This window comes from Candidatus Polarisedimenticolaceae bacterium, assembly GCA_036376135.1.
Lineage (GTDB): Bacteria > Acidobacteriota > Polarisedimenticolia > Polarisedimenticolales > DASRJG01 > DASVAW01.
Genome location: DASVAW010000092.1, coordinates 36,612 through 56,237, shown reverse-complemented (window position 1 = coordinate 56,237; position 19,626 = coordinate 36,612). Strand labels below are relative to the sequence as shown.

Sequence of the window (19,626 nt, the reverse complement as noted above, 5' to 3'; positions counted from 1 at the left end):
GCCCTCCTCCAGGCATTGCGGTTTGGACGGAGCGGTCACGATAACGAAATCGGCCGTTCCGCGCCCGACATCCGTTGTCGGCTCGACGGTCGCGGCGCGACACCGCGAACGGCCTCCGAAGTGCCGAATACCGCGAACAAAACCACGAAGCGGAGGGAGCGACCTCCTTTTCCCCTTCGCTTCGGATCCGGAATCGATCTTGCAGAAATGCAGCCTCCGGCCTCGAGAGCAGGCACGGGAGGAGTCCGAGTGAACGACGAGGGGCACCCGCCCGGGGGCGGGGGGCTGCTGCACGCTTACATCGCGGCGCTCGCCGTGCTCGCAGCCGCGAGCACGTGGGCGACGTGGTCGTCGGGGGGCGTCGACGATCCGCTCGCGACGGCGCTCGTCGCCGCCCTCGCCGCGCTCGCGGGGTCGCGCCCCGTCTCCATCCCCGCGTTCCGGAGCTCGTTCACGGCGACGCACCCGTTCGTCTTCCTGGCCCTGGCCGGTCTCGGACCGCTCGAGGCGGTGCTCACCGCGGTGGCCGGAGTCGCCGGCCTGCTGCTCGGGCGCAAACGACCGACGATCGGCCATCGCTTCCTGTTCAACGTCGCCTCCGTGATGCTGACGGCGACGATGGCCTCGTGGGCGTACGGAGTCGCCGGAGGCGAGCCGGGGGGCGCCCTGCTCGCGGAGTTCTGGCCGCTCACCGCCGCCGCGGTGGTCTACTTCCTCGCCAACACGGGGCTGCTCTCCATCGCGATCTCCCTCGAGCGCGGGTCGTCGTTCTTCGACGTGTGGCGCGAGGGCTTCCTGTGGAGCGCGGCGTCGTACTTCGCGGGGCTGTCGCTGGCGACGGTCCTCCTCGCGCTGTTCGAGGCGTTCGGAGCGTGGAGCCTGGCTCTGGGCATCCCGCCGTGCTGGCTCCTCGTCGCGTTCTACGAGACGCACCGGGAGCGCATCGCGGAGCGCGAGCGCCGGATCGACGAGGTGGAGCGCCTGAACGCCGACCTCGAGAAGAAAGTCGCGGAGCGCACCTCCGAGCTCGTGGAGACCAACCGCAAGCTCGTGGAGGCGTCCAAGGCCAAGAGCGAGTTCCTGGCGAACGTCTCGCACGAGCTCCGCACGCCCCTCAACGCGGTGATCGGCTTCTCCGAGTACCTGGCGGGGCCGGACTTCGACAACCTGACCGCGCGCCAGAAGGGATTCCTCGCCGACATCCGCGACAGCGGGGAGCACCTGCTGCAGCTCATCAACGACATTCTCGATCTCTCCAAGATCGAGGCGGGCAAGCTCGAGGTGCAGCGCGACTTCGTGTCGTTCGCGGAGGTGTTGCGCGAGGCCGCGGCGATCCTCCGCGTGCAGGCGGAGCGCAAGTCGCTCCGCTTCGAGGTCCACGCGGCGTCCGACGTCGGCGTCGTCCACGTGGACCCCAAGCTCGCGCGCCAGATCCTCGTCAACCTGCTCAGCAACGCGGTGAAGTTCACCCCGGAAGGGGGGCGGATCGAGGCCCGCGCGTTCCGTGAGGGGGACGATCTCGTGGTGGAGGTGGAGGACACCGGGATCGGGATTCCCGCCGAGCACCTCGCGCGCATCTTCGAGGAGTTCCACCAGGTGGACGGCTCGTACGCGCGGAAGTACCAGGGGACCGGCCTGGGTCTGGCGCTCGTGCGCACGATGGTGGGGATGCACGGCGGCAGCGTGGGCGTGCGCTCGGCTCCCGGCGAGGGCTCCACGTTCGTCTGCCGGTTCCCGTCGTGCGCGGGAGCGGGAAACGTCCCGGATCTCCCCGAGCGCGACCGCGCCTCCGCTCCCGCGCCGGTCGCTCCGGACGAGGCCCCCCGCGCCGCGCGGGCCCGCGTGCCGCGCGTACTCGTCGTCGAGGACAACGAGGTGAGTCGCAAGCTCGCGCGCAACGTCCTGCGCTCGCGGGGGTTCGAGGTGCTCGAGGCCGAGACCGGCGAAGAGGCCCTGGAAGTCGTCGCGCTGGAGCTTCCCGACCTGATCCTGATGGACCTGCAGCTTCCCGGCCTCGACGGTCTGGAGGTCACGCGTCGCCTCAAGGGCGACGCGCGCACCGCGGGCGTCCGTATCGTCGCGCTGACCGCGCACGCCGCCGGGATCGACGAGGGTCGGGCCCGCGCCGCGGGGTGCGAGGGGTACCTCACGAAGCCGATCCGCCTGTCGACCTTCCCGTCCCAGGTCGCCGCCTATCTGGAGGGTGTCGCATGAGCTCCCAGCCGTCGCGTAGCGAAGCCGCCGACCTTCTGGTCGTCGACGACGACCCGCGCAACCGCAAGCTGCTCGAGGAGTACCTCGTGGCGGCCGGCCACGCCGTGCGACTGGCCCCCGACGGACGATCCGCGATCGCGGCGGTGCGCGAACGGGTGCCCGACATCGTCTTCCTCGACGTGATGATGCCGGACATCTCGGGGCTCGAGGTCTGCCGCATGCTCAAGGCCGACCCCGCGACCCGGATGGTCCAGATCGTCCTCGTGACGGCGCTGGACGGGACGCCGCACCGCGTGGAGGGGCTCGACACGGGCGCCGACGATTTCATCAGCAAGCCCGTGCGCCGCGAGGAGTTCCTGGCGAAGGTGCGCTCGCTCCTGCGTGCGCGCCGGCTGATGCGGGAGCTCGACCGCGCGCGGGCGGACCTCGCGCTGCGCAACCGCGCCCTCGAGGAGATGGAAGCGCTCAAGGAGACGCTCGCGCAGACGCTCGTGCACGACCTGAAGAACCCGCTCACCGCGATCGCCGCGAACCTCGACCTGCTCGAGCGGAGGATCGACGACGCCGACGCGCGCCATCTCGTGATGCGCTGCCGTGCGGGAGCGTCGCGCATGCACCGGATGATCCTCGATCTCCTCGACGTCGCGGGCCTGGAGGAAGGAAAACTCCTGCTGCGCCTGGAGGACGCGGACGCCGTCGTCGTCGCCCGGCGCGCGATCGAGGACGCCGAGGGGGCGGCGCGGCAACGCGAGATCGTGCTCGTCCTCGATGCTGCGCTGCCGTGCCCGATCCGCGCGGACGCCTCCGTGCTCGGCCGGGTCTTCGACAACCTCCTCGCGAACGCCATCGACCACTCGAACCGGGGGGGGCGGGTGACCGTGCGTCTGGCGCCCTGCGAGGAAGGGGTTTCGATCGACGTCGCCGACGAGGGGCCCGGAATCCCGGAGGAGCACCGCGAGCGGGTCTTCGAGAAGTTCGCGCGCCTGGAGCTGCGCAAGGCGGGGCTCGGGGGGAACCGCGGGCTGGGATTGACGTTCTGCCGCCTGGCCGTCGAGGCCCACGGGGGCACGATCTGGGTGGACGCCGCGCCCGGCGGCGGTGCGCTGTTCCGGACGATCCTGCCGGCGATGGAAGCCCCCGCGGCGGCGGCGGCCGGGGCCTAGGGGCCCTTTAGAGGCCGCAGCGGGATCGCCGCGTGCGCGAGGGTGCGCTCCAGGGCTGCCCTGGCGCCGGGGTCGGCCGCGAGCGCCGCACGCTCGGTGTCGAGCGCGTCGAGGAGCGCCGAGGCGTCGGGCCGACCGGCGGCCCTGCGCGCGCGGTACTCCTCCGCGAGCGGAAGCGCCCGGGCGACGGCGAGCCGGCGTGACATGACGTCGAGCAGGTCGTCCCGAAACGGGCGATCGACGATCGCGCCGAGCGCGGCCATCCGGTCCGGGTAACGCGCGGCTACCCACGTCCAGCGGTCGAGGGCGACGGGATCTCCCAGGGCGGCCGCCGCCGTCTCGGGATTCTCCCTCTCGCGCACGCTCCAGAATCGGCTGTCGACCCAGGCGCCCCACTCGAGCGACTGCGTCTCGAGGGCGGTCCGCGCGGCGGGATCGCTCCCCGCGAGGAGCTCGCGCGCGCGTTTCCACGCCGCCTCGGGGACGTACCGCGCGGGGTCGCGAAGCCACGCCGCGACCGTGAGCATCGCGAGGCGATTCGCGCCGAGCCTCGAGATCGGGCAGTGCAGGTAGGCGGCCGCCTCGAGGTGGAGGTCCGGACCGCGGCCGCGGATCGGGCCGAGGGGAACGGCGAGCGCGTCGCCCGGATCGTCGTCGACGGGGTAGTTGTCGTACAGGAGCAGGCGGCGTCCGCCCAGTCTCTCCCGCGTGCGCGCCAGGTCCTCGCGCGTGATCGTCGGGGAGACGACGGTCGGACCCGTCCAGACCACGCCGACTCCCGCGGGAAGGCGCTTCAGGCCGGAGAGGAACGCCTTCGCGTAGGGCGTCGAGCCGACCCCGAGATGGCGGTCGCAATACGCCGAGGCGCACAGCCACAGCGTCGTGTCCCGGCGAAGCCTCCGCGCGACCCGCCGCGTGAGGTCGAGGTGGGCGGGAGCCGCGGGAAACCCGTACCGCAACACGTCGCGCAGCTCGGTGAGGCGCGTGGGCTGGTCGTCGAACGACAACACGATCTCGCGCACCCCCTCCGCGCGGAGCAGCGCGACGAAGCGCAGGATCCGGCGCTCTCCGTCCGTTTCGGAGAAGACGAACCCCCCCCCGTCGTCGGCGACCGGGTTGATGGAGACCAGGAGCGGGATCCCGCGCTCCCGGCAGCGGGCGGCGAAGGCGCGAAACGCAGGCGTCAGGAAGGGGCCGTCGGGGGCCTGTCGTGCGGTCCACGCGCCGGCCTGGTGCGAATACACGAAGAAGCCGTTGAACCCCTCGTTCAGCGCGAAGGCGACGTGGGCGTCGACCGCGGGGGTTCCGGGCGCACCTCCCAGCTTCGCCCAGCGGCGCTCGAAGCCGCCGTGGACGGCCGAGGAGACGGCGAAGAGCAGGAGCGCGAAGACAAGGGGAGCGAGGGCGGGACGAACGCGGCTCACCGGCGCGGCGCTACCAGGGCATCTCGTCCCAGGAGACGTGGCGTTTCGACACCTTCGTGAAACCCCAGGCGGCCAGGGGGGTCGTCTTCGTCTCCCGCGCGCCGCGACGGACGATGCGCGTGAACTCCTTGCCGAAGTCGAGGACGAGCGAGCGGCCGTAGGCGACGCGGTACAGCGACACCTGGGCGGTTTCGATCCGTTCCGAGTCGGGGAAGGACGCCACCCAGTTCCACGACCCCTCGAGCTTCTCCGGAGTCGTCCGGGTCAGCTTGAGCTCGAACTTCACCGGGGTTCCGCCGAGGTAATACTCGGACGTCCCGGTCCAGTCGGTCTCGAACGTCTCGGGAGCCCCCTGCGCCTGGTACTGGAGCTTGGCCTCGACCTTTCCCTTCGGGCCTTCTCGAAGCCAAAGCGCCCAGCGCTGGTCACGGCTCACGTACATCCAGGAGCCGCTCCAGGTTCCCTCGGAGGTCGGTTCGCCGCGGTAGACGTCCGTCTTGCCGTGGAACTCGGACTGCGCGGCGGCCGGGGCGAACCCGGAAGGGGCGAGGAGCAGCGCTCCCGCAACGAGGGCGACGAAGGCGGAGCCACGGGACATCGGGGGGTCCTCCGAGAAGGCCGGTGGACTATACGCCGCGACCTCGGCGCGGGCCACCACCGGGGGGGCGCAGCACCGAGCGCAGGGCGGCCGCCTGGGACGCCGTGATCCGCCGGGCCTCGACGGCGATCGGTACCAGGCGGAGGGAGAGCACCCGATGGACCTCGGCGATCTCCGGATCGACCTCACGCAGGGCTTCGAGATGGCGCTCCACCGTGCCCACGTCGCCGCGGACGACGGGGCCGGTGAGGCCGCGGCGCAAGCCGCCTTCGACGATCGCGTGGGTGGCGTCGGAGGCGAGGTCGCCCAGGGCCTGCTCGGCCCGGGCGCGAGGCAGGCCGACGGACCGGAACAGCGTCACGCCGTCGCGGATCAGCGCGGCAAGGTCGTTGGCCACGAGCGCCGCCGCGGCGTGGTACCGCGCCCGGCCCTCCGGGCCGAGCGGGCGGCGCGGGCGAAGCTCCTCCGAGTCCGGGAAGAGGGCCTTCGCCAGGGCGCGCGCGGCCCGGCGGAACGGCGCGTCTCCGTCCAGTCGATGCCAACGCGGGCCCCGGGGGGACGGCTCGTGCGCGAAGACCGTGAGCGGGTGCAGAGCGCCCACCCTGGCGCCGCGACGCCGCAACGGCTCGAGAGGTTCCGGGCCGAGCGCCCCGGAGAGATGGATCGCCGTTTTCCCGGCCCACCCCGTGGGCACCTCGCGCGCCAGGCGTCGGGCCACGACTCCGATCGCGCGATCGGAGACGGCGAGTACGACGAATTCGGCCTCGGCGAGCGGGACGGATCGGATGCGGCGCCGCGCCGCATGCGCGAGCACGGCCGTCGCCGCGCGCCCGGACCCGATCACGGCGATCGCCGGTTTCTTCGCGCGCTTCACGACGGATCCCGCAGCACCTCGAGGAGCCGCGTGAGCTCCTCGGGCATCGGGGCGACAAACGCGAGCGGCGCGCCGGTGACGGGATGGTCGAGCTCCAGGCGGGTGGCGTGGAGCGCGAGGCGGTGGAACGAGCCGACGGCGGCGCGCGCGGCGGGGGAGCGGAGCGATTTCCAGGGGTTGCCGCCGTAACGGGTGTCGCCCACGACCGGGTGATGGATCGACGCGAAGTGGACGCGGATCTGGTGGGTCCGCCCGGTCACGAGATCGATGCTCAGCAACGTGAATCCGGGAAGTCGCTCCACGGTTCGGTAGATCGTGGTGGCCTCTCGGGCCCGCGAGCGCGGCACGCGCACGCTCATCTTCGTGGGGTCCGAGCGCGAGCGGCCGATGGCGCGGTCGAGCGTGCCGTCCTCCGGGTCGGGGCGGCCCCACACGAGCGCGACGTAGGTCTTCTTCACCTTCCGGTTCGCGAAGGCCGAGGTGAGGGCGCGGTGGGCCTCGTCGGTCTTGGCGACGACGAGCAGTCCCGACGTCTCGCGATCGAGCCGGTGGACGATGCCGGGGCGATCGCGCCCGCCCGCCGGGGCCAGGGGCATTCCGCGCCCGAGCAGGGCGTGGACGACGGTCCCCGTGCGGCGGCCGTGCCCGGGATGGACGACGAGGCCGGCGGGCTTGAGGACGACGGCGAGGTGCGCGTCCTCGTACGCGAGGTCGAGGGGGATCGCCTCGGGCGCGAGGGGGTCGGGGGGGGCGGACGGCAGGTCGACGACGACCGACGTCGCCCCCTTGAGCGGCGTACCGGACTTCGTGACGGCCTTTCCGTCGACGCACACGCGACCGTCCGCGATGCATCGCTGGAGGAACGCGCGGCTGAACTCGGGAAGGGCGTCGGCGAGGAATCGATCCAGGCGCACTCCCGGCGCCGCGCCCGCGGCCTCGAAGGTCCGGATCGCGCTCACGCCCCGGAGGCCCGCGGGCGGCGGGCGTGCGCGAACAGCCCGACGCCGACCGCGACCGCAAGGGCGGAGAGCAGCTGCGAGGTCGAGACGTGACCGCCGAACCAGACGCCGCGGACCTCGTCGCCGCGCCAGATCTCGATCGTGGCGCGCAGGATCGCGTAGGTCACGAGATAGACGGCGAGGATCGCGCCGTCGCCTCGCCCGTCGCGCCGTCGCCAGAGGAAGGTCGCAAGCGCCGCGATCAGGAGATCGCCGCCGGCCTCGAGGAGTTGCGTGGGAACGAGCGGCACCCCCAGGGGGACGCCCGTCTGCGCGTAGGCGTCGGGGTTCGTGAAGGTCACGCCGAACCAGGCGTCGGTCGGCGTGCCGTAACAGCACCCGGCGCTGAAGCACCCGAGGCGGCCGAGGGCCTGCGCCAGGGCGAGCGGAGCGACGATCGCGTCGGCGAGCGGGAGCACCGGGAGGCGGTGGCGGCGGGCGTAGAACACGAAGGCCCCCGCACCGACGGCCACGCCGCCCATCAGCACCCCCGCGGAGCGGAAGCTCGTGAGGACGTCGCCGGGGTGGGCGAGGTAGTGGCGCCACTCGACGACGAACAGGGTGAGCTTCGCGCCGACGATGCCGCCGAGCAGGCTGTAGAACCCGAGGTTGAAGACCGGCTCTTTCGGAAGACCCATGCCGGCCGCACGGCGCGAGAACCACCACCAGGCGAAAAGCGCGCCGACGGCGAAGAGCAGGCCGTAGGTCGGCAGGAACAGGTGCACCTCTCCCAGGACGGGAAGATGCACGCGGCCGAAATCGACGATCGAGGGGAACACGGCGCCGCTAACCCTTCCCTTCCTTGCTCGAGGGCCGGAAGACGTCCACCAGGAGCAGGACCGCGCCGACGACGATCGCCGAATCGGCGACGTTGAAGGTCGGCCAGTGAACCGTGCCGAAACGCTCGAGGACGAAGGTGGCCACCTTCGGGCTCGACGCGTAGACGTCGAGGAAGTCGACCACCTCCCCGCGGAAGATGCGGTCGATCAGGTTCCCCACCGCCCCTCCGAGCATCATCGCGAGGCCGAACAGGGTCGCGCGATCGGGCTCGTCCGTCCGGGCGATGAACAGCACCATCCCGACCACGAACACGAGGGGCATGCCGACGAGCAGGATCGTGCGCCAGGGCTCGTCGAGGTTCCCGAAGTAGCCGAACAGCCCGCCCCGGTTGGTCGAGAACCACAGGTTCAGGAATCCGGGGATCACGGGGACCTGCCCCTTCCCCTGCAGCCACGAGACCGCCGCGAGCTTCGTCGCCTGGTCGAGGATCACCGCGACCGCGGTGGCGAGGAAGTAGAGACGCCGCTTCCGGAAATCGTCCCTGAGGCTCATGCGCGCACCGCCGCCGCGCACCGGCCGCAGATCGTGGGGTATTCGGCGTCGGCGCCCACGTCCTCGGTCCAGTTGCGGCAGCGTTCGCACTTCGCGCCGTCCGCGGGCAGGACCTCGACCGAGAGCTGCGGCGCCTCGAGGAGCTCGAAGCCGCTCACGATGAGCAGGAAGCGGAGGTCGGCGCCGAACGAGGCGAGCAGATCGACGACGTCGCGCGGTCCCGCGATCCGGACCTTCGCGTCGAGCGCGCTTCCGATGCGTTTTCCGGCGCGCGCCTGCTCGAGCGCCTTGTAGATCTCCTCGCGCACGACGAACAGGCGGTCGAACCGCTCCACCAGATCGCGTTCGTCCGGGAGGGAGTCCGCCTCCGGGAAGACCTGCGCGTGGACGGTGGAGGTGCCCCAGCGCTCGCGGCCGGAGAGCCCCTCGAGCTCCTGCCAGACCTCCTCGCCCGTGAAGCAGAGGATCGGCGCGGTCAGCCGCGCCATCCCGGAGGCGAGCCGCCACAGCACCGTCTGGGCCGAACGACGCGCGCGCGAGCGCTTGGGCGCCGTGTACAGGCGGTCCTTGAGGATGTCGAGGTAGATCGACGAGAGCGTCACCGTGCAGAAACGGTTCATCTCGTGGTAGACGACGTGGTACTGGTGCGCGGCATACGCCTCGACCACGCGTCGCCGGAATCCCTCGAACTGGTGGAGGGCCCATCGGTCGATCGGCTCGAGCTCGGCGTAGGCGACCGCGTCGGCGCGCGCGTCGAAGCCATCGAGGTTCCCGAGAAGGTAGCGGAAGGTATTGCGGATCTTCCGGTAGGCCTCGGCGTTGCGATCGAGGATCTCCTCCGACAGGCGCATGTCCTCGAGGAAATCGATCATCGAGACCCACAGCCGCAGGATCTCGGCGCCGCGTTTCCCGGCGACGTCGAGCGGGGAGATCACGTTCCCGAGCGACTTCGACATCTTCCGGCCGTCGCCGTCGAGCGTGAATCCGTGCGTGACCACTCCCCGGTACGGCGCCCGCCCGCGATCGTTCGTCCCGACGAGCAGCGACGAGTGGAACCACCCGCGGTACTGGTCGTGCCCTTCGAGATAGAGGTCGGACGGCCACGGCAGGGTCGGATCGGCGCCGAGTACCGCCGAATGCGAGACCCCGGACTCGAACCAGACGTCCACGATGTGTTCGTGGACCGCGAGGCGATCGCGCTTCGCGCACACCGGGCACGCAATCGAGGAGGGGAGGATCCGCGCGAGCCGCTCCTCGGCGGAGGCGTAGGCCACCGGGTTCCCGTCCGGGCCCGGCGCCCCGAACCAGGCGTTCGAGCCCTCGCGGAGGAACAGCTGACGCACGTGCTCGAAGAAGGACTCGTCCCGAACGAACGCGTCCGGGTGGGAAGGCAGGCATCGCTCGCAGACCACCGCCGGGATGGGCACGCCCCAGGTGCGCTGGCGCGAGATGCACCAGTCGGGCCGCGTCTGGATCATCTGGGCGATCCGGGTCTCGCCGAAGGCGGGAAGCCACGCCGCGGCGTGGATCTGGTCGAGCGCCTTCGCCCGCAGGGCGTCGGCCTCCATCGCGATGAACCACTGCGGCGTCGCGCGGAAGAGGACCGGGTTGTGGCAGCGCCAGCAGTGCGGGTAGCTGTGCGGGTACGGGTCGTGTCGCAGCAAAAGGCCGCGCGCGCCGAGGTCCTCGACGATGAGGGGATTCGCCTTCAGCACGTGCACGCCCTTCAGCCACGCGGGACCGACGCGATCGGCGAGGAAGGTCCCGTCGTCCGCGACCGGGTTGAACGGCGGCAGGCCGTAGCGCGTCCCGACGTTGAAGTCGTCGGCGCCGTGCCCGGGGGCGGTGTGCACGCATCCCGTGCCCGCGTCGAGCGTGACGTGGGACCCGAGGACGAGGACTCCGGGGGCGTCGCCGTACGGGCGGGTCACCGGAGCCGAAGCGCCCACCCAGTCCTCTCCCTCGCCGACGAGCTCGCCGCCGGTGAATCGGGCGACGACCGGGGCGTCGTCCCAGGCGAGCTTCGCGCGCACGTCCTCGAGGAGCCCCTCCGCGACGACGAAGGTGTCGGAGCCCGTTTCGACGGCGACGTACACGAGGTCGGGGTGCAGGCAAACGGCGAGATTGGCGGGAAGGGTCCACGGGGTCGTCGTCCAGATGACGACCGACACGGAACGACCCGTGAGGGCCGGGACGCGCCTGTCGAGCCCGCGGACCGGGAATTTCACGTAGATCGACGGATCGGTGCGGTCCTCGTATTCGACCTCGGCCTCCGCGAGGGCGGTGCGGCAGGAGAAACACCAGTGCACCGGCTTCTCGCCGTAGTACACGCCCCCCTTCGTGAAGAAGCGCCCGATCTGGCGCACGATCTCGGCCTCGTAGGTCGCGTCGAGGGTGCGGTAGATCGCGCGGCGGCTCGGGGCGTTCGCGGCCTCCTCCTCGGCGTCGAGGCGGCGGTCCCACAACACGCCGAGGCGGCGGAACTCGGCCTTCTGGACGGCGATGAACTTCTCCGCGTATTCGCGGCAGCGGCGGCGCACCTCGAGGGGGCCCAACCCCGCCTTCTTCGCCCCGATCTCCTTGTCCACGCGATGTTCGATCGGCAGGCCGTGGCAGTCCCACCCGGGGACGTACGGGGCGTCGTGCCCCATCATCGAGCGGGACTTCACGACGAAGTCCTTCAGGATCTTGTTGAGCGCCTGACCGAGGTGGATGTTCCCGTTGGCGTAGGGGGGGCCGTCGTGGAGGACGTAGGGGACCGCCCCCCGCCTGGCCTCGCGGATCTTCCCGTAGGCGTCGATCCGGTCCCACCAGTCGAGGACCTTCGGTTCGCGCTGCGGGAGGTCGGCCTTCATCGGGAACTCGGTCCTGGGAAGGTGGACCGTTCCCTTAAGTTCAACGTTCTTCGACACTTGGAATTCCTCAGCGGGGCCGCTACTTTAACACACGGGTTCGGGACCTCCCGGGAGTCCGATGCGCGTCTACCTCGACTACAACGCCGCCGCACCACTCGTGCCGTCGGCCCGCCGGGCACTGGAGGACGCCGCCGCGTCGGGGCTGGGGAACCCTTCGTCCCTTCACGCCGAGGGTCGGCGCGCGCGCGCCGCCCTCGAGCAGGCGCGAGCGTCCCTGGCCTCGTTCGCCGCGTGCAGTCCTTCCGAGGTCGTTTTCACCAGCGGGGCCACCGAGGCGATCAACGCGGCGCTGCGCGGCGCCGCGGCCCGCGCGACGCGGTCCCCCCGCCGTGTCGTGGTCGGCGCGGTGGAGCACTCGGCCGTTCTCGAGACCGCGCGCGCGCTCGCCGCCTCGGGTTTCTCTCTCGTCGAGGTTCCATGCGACCGCGATGGAACGGTGGATGCCGGCAGGTTTCTCGAGGCCTTGGGGGACGGTGCAGCGGTGGCGGCCCTGCAGGCGGCCAATCCCGAGACCGGGACCCTCCAGCCGGCTGCCGAGGTCGCGCGCGGGTGCCGGGCGCGCGGGATCCCGTTCCTTTGCGACGCGGCCCAGGCCGCGGGGCGTGTTCCCCTCGACGCGTACCGCGACGCCGCGATGCTGGCGATTTCGTCCCACAAGCTGGGAGGACCGGCGGGGGTCGGCGTGCTCGTCGTGCGCGACGGAACGACGCTCGTCCCTTCGATCACCGGGGGGCCGCAGGAGCGGCGCCGGCGCGCCGGGACCGAGCCCGTCGCCCTCGCGGGCGCCTTCGCGGCGGCCGCCCTCGAGCCGGCCCCCGCGCACCTCGCCCCTCTGCGGGACGGATTCGAGTCGGCGCTGCGCGCGGTCGTCCCCGACGTGAGAATCCACGGCGCGGGGGCGCCCCGCCTTCCCAACACCAGCAACTTCGCCATCCCCGGGGCCGACGGGGAGCTGCTGGTGATCGCCCTCGACCTCGAGGGGATTTCCGTCTCGACCGGCTCCGCCTGCGCCTCGGGGGCCGTCGAGCCGTCCCACGTGATCCGCGCGATGGGGTACGACGAGGCGGAGGCGCGGGGGGCCGTGCGCGTCTCGATGGGACCGTCGACCTCCGACGCGGACGTCGAGCGCCTGCTGGAGGTTCTCCCCCGCATCGCGGCGAGGCTGCGCGCCTCGCGTGCGGCGCGCTGCTAGGGTGACGCCGATGGCGACGCGATGGGCGGCCGCGATGAGCGGGGGGGTGGACAGCTCGGTGGCGGCGGCGCTGCTCGCCCGGGAGGGGAGCGTGCTCGCCGGGTTCTCGATGCAGCTGGTCGACCGCCTCGCGGGGGTCGAGGAGCGCTACGGGAAATGCTGCTCCCCCGACGACTTCCGCGACGCGCGGCAGGTCGCCGACCGATTGGGGATCCCGCACTACGTCCTCGACATGGAGGACGACTTCCGCCGCCACGTGCTCTCTCCCTTCGCCGACGACTACGCCGCGGGGCGCACGCCCTCCCCGTGCGTACGCTGCAACACCTTCATGAAGTTCGGGGCGCTGCTCGAGCGCGCGCGGGCGGTCGGCGCCGGCGGCGTCGCGACGGGGCACTACGCGATCCTCGAGCGGGACGCGGCGACCGGCCGGACGCTCCTCCGCCGCGCGCGGGACGCGTCGAAGGACCAGTCGTATTTCCTTTTCGATCTCTCGCAGGACCAGCTGGCGTCGGCGTCGTTCCCGCTCGGCGGGATGACCAAGGACGAGGTCCGGGAGGTGGCGCGCGCGCTCGGGCTCGCCACCGCCGCGAAGCCGGAGTCGATGGACCTGTGCTTCGTCGCGGAAGGGGAGTCGTATCGCGAGGTCCTCGGCCGCCACGCCCCGGGGGCGGGTCGCGAGGGGGGGGAGATCGTGGACGGCGGCGGTCGCGTCCTCGGCCGGCACGACGGGATCGATCGTTTCACCGTCGGGCAGCGGCGGGGCCTCGGTCTCGCTTCGGGGGATCGGCTCTACGTGATCGGCATCGACGCCCCCGCGCGGCGCGTGATCGTCGGGGACGAGGCGTCGCTCCTCGCGGAAGGGTGCGTCGTCGCGCGCGTCCGGTGGATCCCCTTCGAGCGCCCGGCCGGGACCCTTCGCGCGACGGTGCGGGTGCGCTCGACCCACGCCGGCGTCGCCGCCACCGTGGTCGATCGGGGGGACGGGACGGCGGACGTCCGCTTCGAAGAGCCGCAGCGGGCGATCACCCCGGGCCAGGCCGCCGTCTTCTACGACGGCGACTTCGTCCTCGGCGGGGGGTGGATCGCTTCGGGCTTGCGGGGAACCGGCGCTTGGCGCTAACCTCCGCGCGCTTTCCGGGAGAGCGGGAATAGCTCAGTTGGTAGAGCATCAGCTTCCCAAGCTGAGGGTCGCGGGTTCGAATCCCGTTTCCCGCTCCACTCCTTGAACCCGACGTCGGCGACGTCGGGAAATTCGGCGTCACGACGCGAGAATTCCCTGTTGGCCGCCCTTGTAGGCCATCGTACTTTAGCGGTGTCGCGCGCTCGCGGGTCGAGGGGACCCGTGTGGCGCGCGCGTCGAGGGGAACGGATGCCGGCGATCCTCGTGATCGGGGACGCGCGCCACGCTCCGGCGCTCGAGGGCTCGCCGCTGGCCCGGCGGGGCGTCGACGTCCGGTACGAGGCGTTGATCGACCGCGCGCACGCGCTGCTCCGCTCCGACGGAGCGGGGCTCGTCGTCCTCGACCCGCACCACGTCGCGACGGAGCTTGGCGCGGCGATCGCGCACCTCCGCGAGGCGAGCCCGGGTATTCCCGTGCTGATCCTGGCGACTCCCGGGGAGCAGGAGCGACTCGACGCGTCGCTCGCCGACGGGTTCGTCTCGCGGCCGATCACCGTGGCGCGCCTGCTGGATGCCGCGAGAAAACACCTGTCGTGGAGCGAGCGCGACGAGGGGCGGGTGGACGTCTCCCTCGCCGTCGAGTTCCGCTCGGGAGCGGTGGAGGGGAGCGGTTTCACCCGCGATCTTTCCCCGGAGGGGATGTTCCTCGCCACGCGGGACCCGCTCGAGGCGGGGGCCCGGATCGACCTCGCGTTCACCCTCCCGATCCCCGGCGCGCCGCGCGTGTCCGCGAGGGGCGAGATCGTGCGCGTCGAGGTGGAGAAGGCGCCGGTCGGAGCGGGAATCCGGTTCACGACGCTCGCGGCCTCCGACCGCGCGGAGATCGTGCGGTGGAGCCGCGGGAGGGGGGCGGCATGAGCGTGCCGCGCGTCCTCGTGGTCGACGACCAGGAGGAGATCCGCGAGATGACCTCGCTGATCCTCTCCGGGGCGGGGTACGACGTCCAGTCCGCCGCCGGCGGCGAGGAAGCCCTGCGACGGGCGCGCCTGGAGCCGTTCGACCTCGTGCTGCTCGACATCAACATGCCGGGAATGGGGGGCTGGGAGACGCTCCGGCTCCTGCGCGAGGACGAGGAGCTCGAAGGGCTCCCGGTCGCGATGTTCTCGGTCAAGGGGGAGGTACGCGACAAGACCGTGGGGCTGCAATACGGCGCCACGGACTTCATCACGAAGCCGTTCGCGGTCGACGACCTCGTGTCCCGCGTCGCGCGGCTGCTCGCATCGTACCCGCGTCGCGCGGCGCGGAGCTGACGTGGACGATCCGCGCGTCGCCGACGCGGCCCTCGAGCGTTACCGCAACGCCTATCTGAAGCTGCGCGGTGCGCTGCACGACCGCAACACGGGGCTACCGGCCTACCCGCTTCTCGTCGACGCCCTCCGGGGGATGCTCGACCAGCGGCGCCACCTCGGGGTCGTGCACGTCGAGGCGACGAACCTCGACCTCGTCGAATCGCTGTACGGATGGCAGGTCTTCGACCGGGTCCTCGCTCGGGCGAGCGACACGCTGCGTGAGAGCGTGGGGGTGGAGCTTCCGCCGGGGGCGATGATCGCCGTCGCGGGCGTCCCGGGGGACCGCTTCGTCGTGTTCCTCCCCGAAGGGCCGCAGGGAGCCGAGGCCGACGGCCCGTGGCTCGACCGCGTCGCGGGGCTGATGCGCGCGCGGCTCGAGCAGGCGTTCGACGACGACGACGACCTCGCCGGGATCTCGCCGCGCCTGGAGTTCCGCGCGGGCTGGTCGCTGCTCAGCGAGAACCCGTTCTATCGGTTCGAGCGTCGCGTGCAGCAGGCCGTCGAGGAGGCGCGCGCGCAGCACCGGCGCCGCGAGCAGCGCCGGGACCACGCGACCCGAGCCGAGCTGCGCCGGATCCTCCGCGACGAGTCGATCTCCGTCCTCTTCCAGCCGGTGGTGGACCTCGACGACCGGAGCGTTTTCGGATTCGAAGCGCTCACGCGCGGGCCGGAGGGCAGCCCGCTCGAGATGCCGCGGGCGATGTTCGCGTTGTCCGGACGGATGGGCGCCGGCGCCGATCTCGACCGGCTGTGCCGCTCCGCCGCGCTGCGGGCGTCGGTGGCGATGGGCGGCGGCGAGAAGTTGTTCCTCAACGTGCTCGCGACCTCGCTCGCCGACCCCGATTGGAAACGCGGCGCGGTCGCGGCGCTCCTCGATTCCGCCTCGCGGCGACCGCAAGACGTCGTTCTGGAGGTCTCCGAGCGGAGCCTCGGGCAGCAGCCGCAGGAGTTCGCGCGATCCTGCGAGGAGCTGCGCGGCATCGGCTTCGGCCTGGCGCTCGACGACGTGGGGACGGGGTACGCGAGCCTGCTCGCCCTCGAGACCCTGCGGCCGGACTACCTCAAGGTGGACGCGAGCCTGGTCCGGGGGATCCACGAGCAGCTCATCAAGCGCGAGCTGTTCACCTCGATCGTCCAGGCCGCGGCGCGGATCGGCGCCCCCGTCGTCGCGGTTGGGGTCGAGGCGGAGGCGGAGGCCGACGCGCTGCGCCGGTCGGGGGCCTCGTACGGGCAGGGTTATCTCTTCGCGCTTCCGGGACCGGTGGGACGTTTCGCCGGCGGACCGGCGGCGGGGCACTGACGATGGAACTCCCGGCCGGATGGCTCGCGGGTATCGCGGTCCTCGCGGCGGCGTGCGGGATGGCCTGCGCGGCGGCGTTGCTCGCGATCACCGCCCGGGTCCGCCAGCGGCGCGACCTCCGGGACATCGTCGCCGCGATCGAGGAGATCCGCTCCGGCAAGACCCGTTCGCGCGTCGAGCTCGAGCCCGGCTCGGAGCTCGCGCTCGTCGCGGACGCGGTGAACCGGCTCGGACAGGACGTCGGCATCCGGCTGCAGCAGGCGGAACATGCCGACGACGGGTTGCGGGCGATTCTCGAGACCGCCCGCGAATACGCGGTGCTGGCGACCGATCCCGACTGGGACATCCGCGCGCTCGGGGGCGGCGCTCCGACGATGTTCGGCTGGGAGTCCGACGCGCTGGTCGGCCGGTCCCTGTCGGTGCTCTTCGACGACACCGGCTGGAAGGACATCCTCCCGAAGCTCGCGCGCCGCAACCTCCGCGAGAAGGGGATCGAGGGGCGCTACGGGCTCCGGAGGAAGGACGGATCGACCTTCCCCGCGAGGGTCACGGTGCGCCCGACGCGCCCGGCCGCCGGGGACGCCACCGGGTTCGTGATCGTCGTGCAGGACGTCACCGCCGAGACGCGCCTCGAGGCGGAGCTTCGGGCGTCGGAGGAGCGGTACCGCCGCCTCGTCGAGGGACTCCCGGCCGCGGTCGCGGTCCTTCGGGGCGGGCTCGTCGTGTACGGGAACGCCGCGCTCGGCGGCCTGTTCGGGCTGTCGGCCGCCGAGGTCGCGGGGCTGCGCCTGCGCGATCGCGTGGCGACCTCCGACGTGCTGGTCTTCCAGGACGCGGTCGCCCGGCTCGAGCGCGCGCAGGAAGGGGAGAGCGAGTCCATCCGCCTCACGCTGCTCAACGGGGGCGGCCTCCCCGCCGCGCGCGTGCGCGCCGCGCTCACCTCGGCGCGCCACGACGACGAGGCCGTCGTGCTCGCGGTCCTCTTCGACGAGACGGCCGAGCGGCGGCTCGAGGCGGAACTGCGCCACAACGAGGCCCGCCTCGACGAGGTCGTCGAGGCGGCCGCCGAGGGGCTCGTGGTCGTCGCCGACGCGCCGTCCGGGGGCGTGGTGCGCATGACCAACCGCGCCTTCCTCGAGTTCGCGGGGCTGGAGAAGTCCGACGTCCTCGGCCTTTCCGAGGACGAGCTCGTGCGGCGGCTCACCGCGCGTGGAGAGCCCGGGCGAAGCCTCGCGGGGCTGATCCTCTCGCATCCGACCGATCCGGCGCGCGTGCGGATCGAGGCGGAGGACGGTCGCGCCTTCGAGGCGATGCTCGCGCCCCTGCGCGGGCGCCGCGGCGCGCTCGACGGCCGCGTGCTCGTGTTGCGCGACCTCTCCGCCACCGCCGCGTCGGAGCGATCGCTCTCGGCGTCGGCGGACGCGCTGCGCCGGGGGAAGGAGGAGCTCGAGGCGGCCTACCGCGAGATGAAGGCCGAGCACGAGGACGTGGTCCGCCGCGAAGCGGACCTCCATCGCGTCAACGAGGAGCTGCGCCGGCTCGACGCGATGAAGTCGGACCTGCTGGCGAGCATGTCCCACGAGCTGCAGACGCCGCTCGTGTCGATCCGGGGCTTCACCGAGATGATCCTCAAGGGGCGCCTCGGACCGGTGAACGCCGAGCAGACGCGCGGGCTCGAGCTGTCGCTGCGCAACATCGACCGCCTCATCGGGCTGATCGACAACCTGCTCGCACTCGCGCGCATGGAGCGGGAGGTCGAGTCGCTCCATCTCTCGGTGTTCCCCCTCGAGCCGCTCGTCGACGAGGCGGTCGAGCTGCTGCGCGAGGCGACGACCCAGAAGGGGGTCCAGGTCTCGCGCGAGTTCGCCGACGGCCGGTTCCAGGTGCGCGCCGACCGCGACAAGATCGTCCAGGTCTTCCTGAACCTCCTCGGCAACGCCGTCAAGTTCAACCGCCAGGGAGGGCGGATCGACATCCTGGTGCAGCGCGGCGATCCGGGGTTCGCGACGATCGAGATCCACGACACCGGCATGGGGATCGCCGAGGAGGAGCTCGCCTCGATCTTCGACCGTTATTACCAGGCGGCCGGATCGCCGAGCGGGCCGCGACGCGGATCGGGGATCGGGCTCGCGGTGGTGCAGGGGATCCTGCGGCTGCACGGCTGCTCGATCGAGGCGAAGAGCCGGCTGGGCGAAGGGACGTCGTTCCGGTTCACCCTGCCGCTGGCGGTGGGGCCCGCCGAGGAGAGCCCCTCGCCCCGCGAATCGCCGGTCGACTCGCCCCCGGCCCCTTCGGAGGTGCGCCCCTCCGAGCCCACGCCCCCGGCCTCCACCCAGGGCCGGGCGCGGTTCCGCATCATCCGCCGGTCGTGAGCCGGCGCACCCGCGCCGCCTCGAACAGGAGCACGGCCCCCGCCGCTGCGACCGAGAGGCTTTCGATCCCCTCGCGCATCGGGATGCGCACGGTGGACGTCAGGGCGTCGCGCGGGATCGGGGCCAGACCCGACCCTTCGCCGCCGAGCACGATCGCCACCGGCGGCGTCCAGTCGAACGCCCAGTAGTCGACCTCTCCGGCGGCCTCCGCGCCGACGAGCGGCACCCCGCGGGAGCCGAGCGCGGCGGCCGTCCTGTCGAACGGGGCGCGGGAGCACGGGAGCCGGAAGATCGCGCCCATCGTCGCGCGCACCGCGCGCGGATGATACGGGTCGGCGCCGCCGCAGGCGACGAGCTCGGTCGCCCCGGCCGCATCGGCGGAGCGGAACAGGGTGCCGAGGTTGCCCGGATCCTGGATTCCGACGGCGACCACCACGAGCGGGACCCCGTCGCGAGGGGCGATCGCCTCCCGGCGGACGATCAGGAGGACCGGTTGGGCCGCGCGGGCGTCCTGGAGGGCGCCGAGCAGGTCGTCCGGCGCCTCTTCGTACCGCTCGGCGCGACGGACGAGCGCGGAGCGGAGCCGGTCGTCCCGGAGGCCCGGGGCGACGAGGGCGGTCTCGATCGACGCGCCCGACCGGAGCGCCTCCCCGGCGAGGTGGATCCCCTCGGCCACGAAGACCCCTTCCTCGATGCGGCGGGCGGAATCGTCCCGGAGGGCGCGGAGTCGTTTCACGAGCGGATGTCCGCGGGAGATCACGGTCGTATACTAGAC

At 72.3% G+C, this 19,626-nt stretch carries 16 protein-coding genes and 1 tRNA gene; 9 read left to right on the top strand and 8 right to left on the bottom strand.

Translation table 11 applies throughout. The features are described from left to right. Window positions 1-249 precede the first annotated feature (249 nt). Both VF139_08925 and VF139_08920 read left to right on the top strand, forming a co-directional pair. The gene (locus VF139_08925; protein ID HEX6851520.1) at window positions 250-2,214 is read left to right on the top strand and encodes an ATP-binding protein; all 1,965 of its coding nucleotides are present in this window, start codon (window positions 250-252) and stop codon (window positions 2,212-2,214) included. After that, on the top strand, window positions 2,211-3,377 hold the full coding sequence (locus VF139_08920; protein HEX6851519.1) for a hybrid sensor histidine kinase/response regulator: 1,167 nt from the start codon (window positions 2,211-2,213) through the stop codon (window positions 3,375-3,377). Before VF139_08925 ends, VF139_08920 begins: the two co-directional genes overlap by 4 nt. Here the strand turns inward: VF139_08920 and VF139_08915 are convergent. Genes VF139_08915 through ileS form a run of 7 tightly spaced genes read right to left on the bottom strand, consistent with a single transcriptional unit; the run spans window position 3,374 to window position 11,458 of the window. Continuing rightward, the gene (locus VF139_08915) at window positions 3,374-4,801 is read right to left on the bottom strand and encodes a beta-N-acetylglucosaminidase domain-containing protein (protein HEX6851518.1); all 1,428 of its coding nucleotides are present in this window, start codon (window positions 4,799-4,801) and stop codon (window positions 3,374-3,376) included. The two genes, VF139_08920 and VF139_08915, sit on opposite strands and share 4 nt — an antisense overlap. A gap of 10 nt (window positions 4,802-4,811) precedes the next feature. After that, entirely contained in the window at window positions 4,812-5,399 is a 588-nt protein-coding gene (locus VF139_08910; protein HEX6851517.1) for a hypothetical protein, read from the bottom strand. Window positions 5,400-5,427: 28 nt separating this feature from the next. After that, window positions 5,428-6,273 (bottom strand): DUF2520 domain-containing protein, encoded by an 846-nt coding sequence (locus VF139_08905; protein HEX6851516.1) that lies wholly within the window; start codon window positions 6,271-6,273, stop codon window positions 5,428-5,430. Further along, window positions 6,270-7,232, bottom strand: a complete 963-nt coding sequence (locus tag VF139_08900; GenBank protein HEX6851515.1) for an RluA family pseudouridine synthase — start codon at window positions 7,230-7,232, stop codon at window positions 6,270-6,272. The genes VF139_08905 and VF139_08900 overlap by 4 nt, the downstream gene beginning before the upstream one ends. Beyond that, the gene (locus VF139_08895) at window positions 7,229-8,050 is read right to left on the bottom strand and encodes a prolipoprotein diacylglyceryl transferase (GenBank protein ID HEX6851514.1); all 822 of its coding nucleotides are present in this window, start codon (window positions 8,048-8,050) and stop codon (window positions 7,229-7,231) included. Before VF139_08895 ends, VF139_08900 begins: the two co-directional genes overlap by 4 nt. A gap of 7 nt (window positions 8,051-8,057) precedes the next feature. Beyond that, window positions 8,058-8,603, bottom strand: coding sequence for a signal peptidase II (gene lspA / locus VF139_08890; GenBank protein HEX6851513.1), 546 nt, complete (start codon window positions 8,601-8,603; stop codon window positions 8,058-8,060). After that, on the bottom strand, window positions 8,600-11,458 hold the full coding sequence (gene ileS / locus VF139_08885) for an isoleucine--tRNA ligase (protein ID HEX6851512.1): 2,859 nt from the start codon (window positions 11,456-11,458) through the stop codon (window positions 8,600-8,602). Before ileS ends, lspA begins: the two co-directional genes overlap by 4 nt. A 118-nt stretch (window positions 11,459-11,576) precedes the next feature. Here ileS and VF139_08880 point away from each other — a divergent pair, with 118 nt between their 5' ends. The 7 genes from VF139_08880 to VF139_08850 all read left to right on the top strand — a co-directional run bounded on the left by VF139_08880 (window position 11,577) and on the right by VF139_08850 (window position 18,851). Next, the gene (locus tag VF139_08880) at window positions 11,577-12,710 is read left to right on the top strand and encodes a cysteine desulfurase family protein (protein HEX6851511.1); all 1,134 of its coding nucleotides are present in this window, start codon (window positions 11,577-11,579) and stop codon (window positions 12,708-12,710) included. A gap of 10 nt (window positions 12,711-12,720) precedes the next feature. After that, entirely contained in the window at window positions 12,721-13,830 is a 1,110-nt protein-coding gene (gene mnmA / locus VF139_08875; protein HEX6851510.1) for a tRNA 2-thiouridine(34) synthase MnmA, read from the top strand. Between the two features lie 22 nt (window positions 13,831-13,852). After that, window positions 13,853-13,928 (top strand) — tRNA-Gly (locus VF139_08870). Window positions 13,929-14,079: 151 nt separating this feature from the next. Beyond that, complete coding sequence (locus tag VF139_08865) at window positions 14,080-14,748, top strand: PilZ domain-containing protein (protein HEX6851509.1); 669 nt, start codon at window positions 14,080-14,082, stop codon at window positions 14,746-14,748. Continuing rightward, the gene (locus tag VF139_08860) at window positions 14,745-15,140 is read left to right on the top strand and encodes a response regulator (GenBank protein HEX6851508.1); all 396 of its coding nucleotides are present in this window, start codon (window positions 14,745-14,747) and stop codon (window positions 15,138-15,140) included. Before VF139_08865 ends, VF139_08860 begins: the two co-directional genes overlap by 4 nt. 1 nt (window position 15,141) lies before the next feature. Further along, entirely contained in the window at window positions 15,142-16,479 is a 1,338-nt protein-coding gene (locus tag VF139_08855) for a bifunctional diguanylate cyclase/phosphodiesterase (GenBank protein HEX6851507.1), read from the top strand. A 2-nt stretch (window positions 16,480-16,481) separates the two neighbouring features. After that, complete coding sequence (locus tag VF139_08850; GenBank protein ID HEX6851506.1) at window positions 16,482-18,851, top strand: PAS domain S-box protein; 2,370 nt, start codon at window positions 16,482-16,484, stop codon at window positions 18,849-18,851. Here the strand turns inward: VF139_08850 and VF139_08845 are convergent. Continuing rightward, the gene (locus tag VF139_08845; protein ID HEX6851505.1) at window positions 18,835-19,611 is read right to left on the bottom strand and encodes an RNA methyltransferase; all 777 of its coding nucleotides are present in this window, start codon (window positions 19,609-19,611) and stop codon (window positions 18,835-18,837) included. The genes VF139_08850 and VF139_08845 overlap by 17 nt on opposite strands. Window positions 19,612-19,626: the final 15 nt, after the last annotated feature.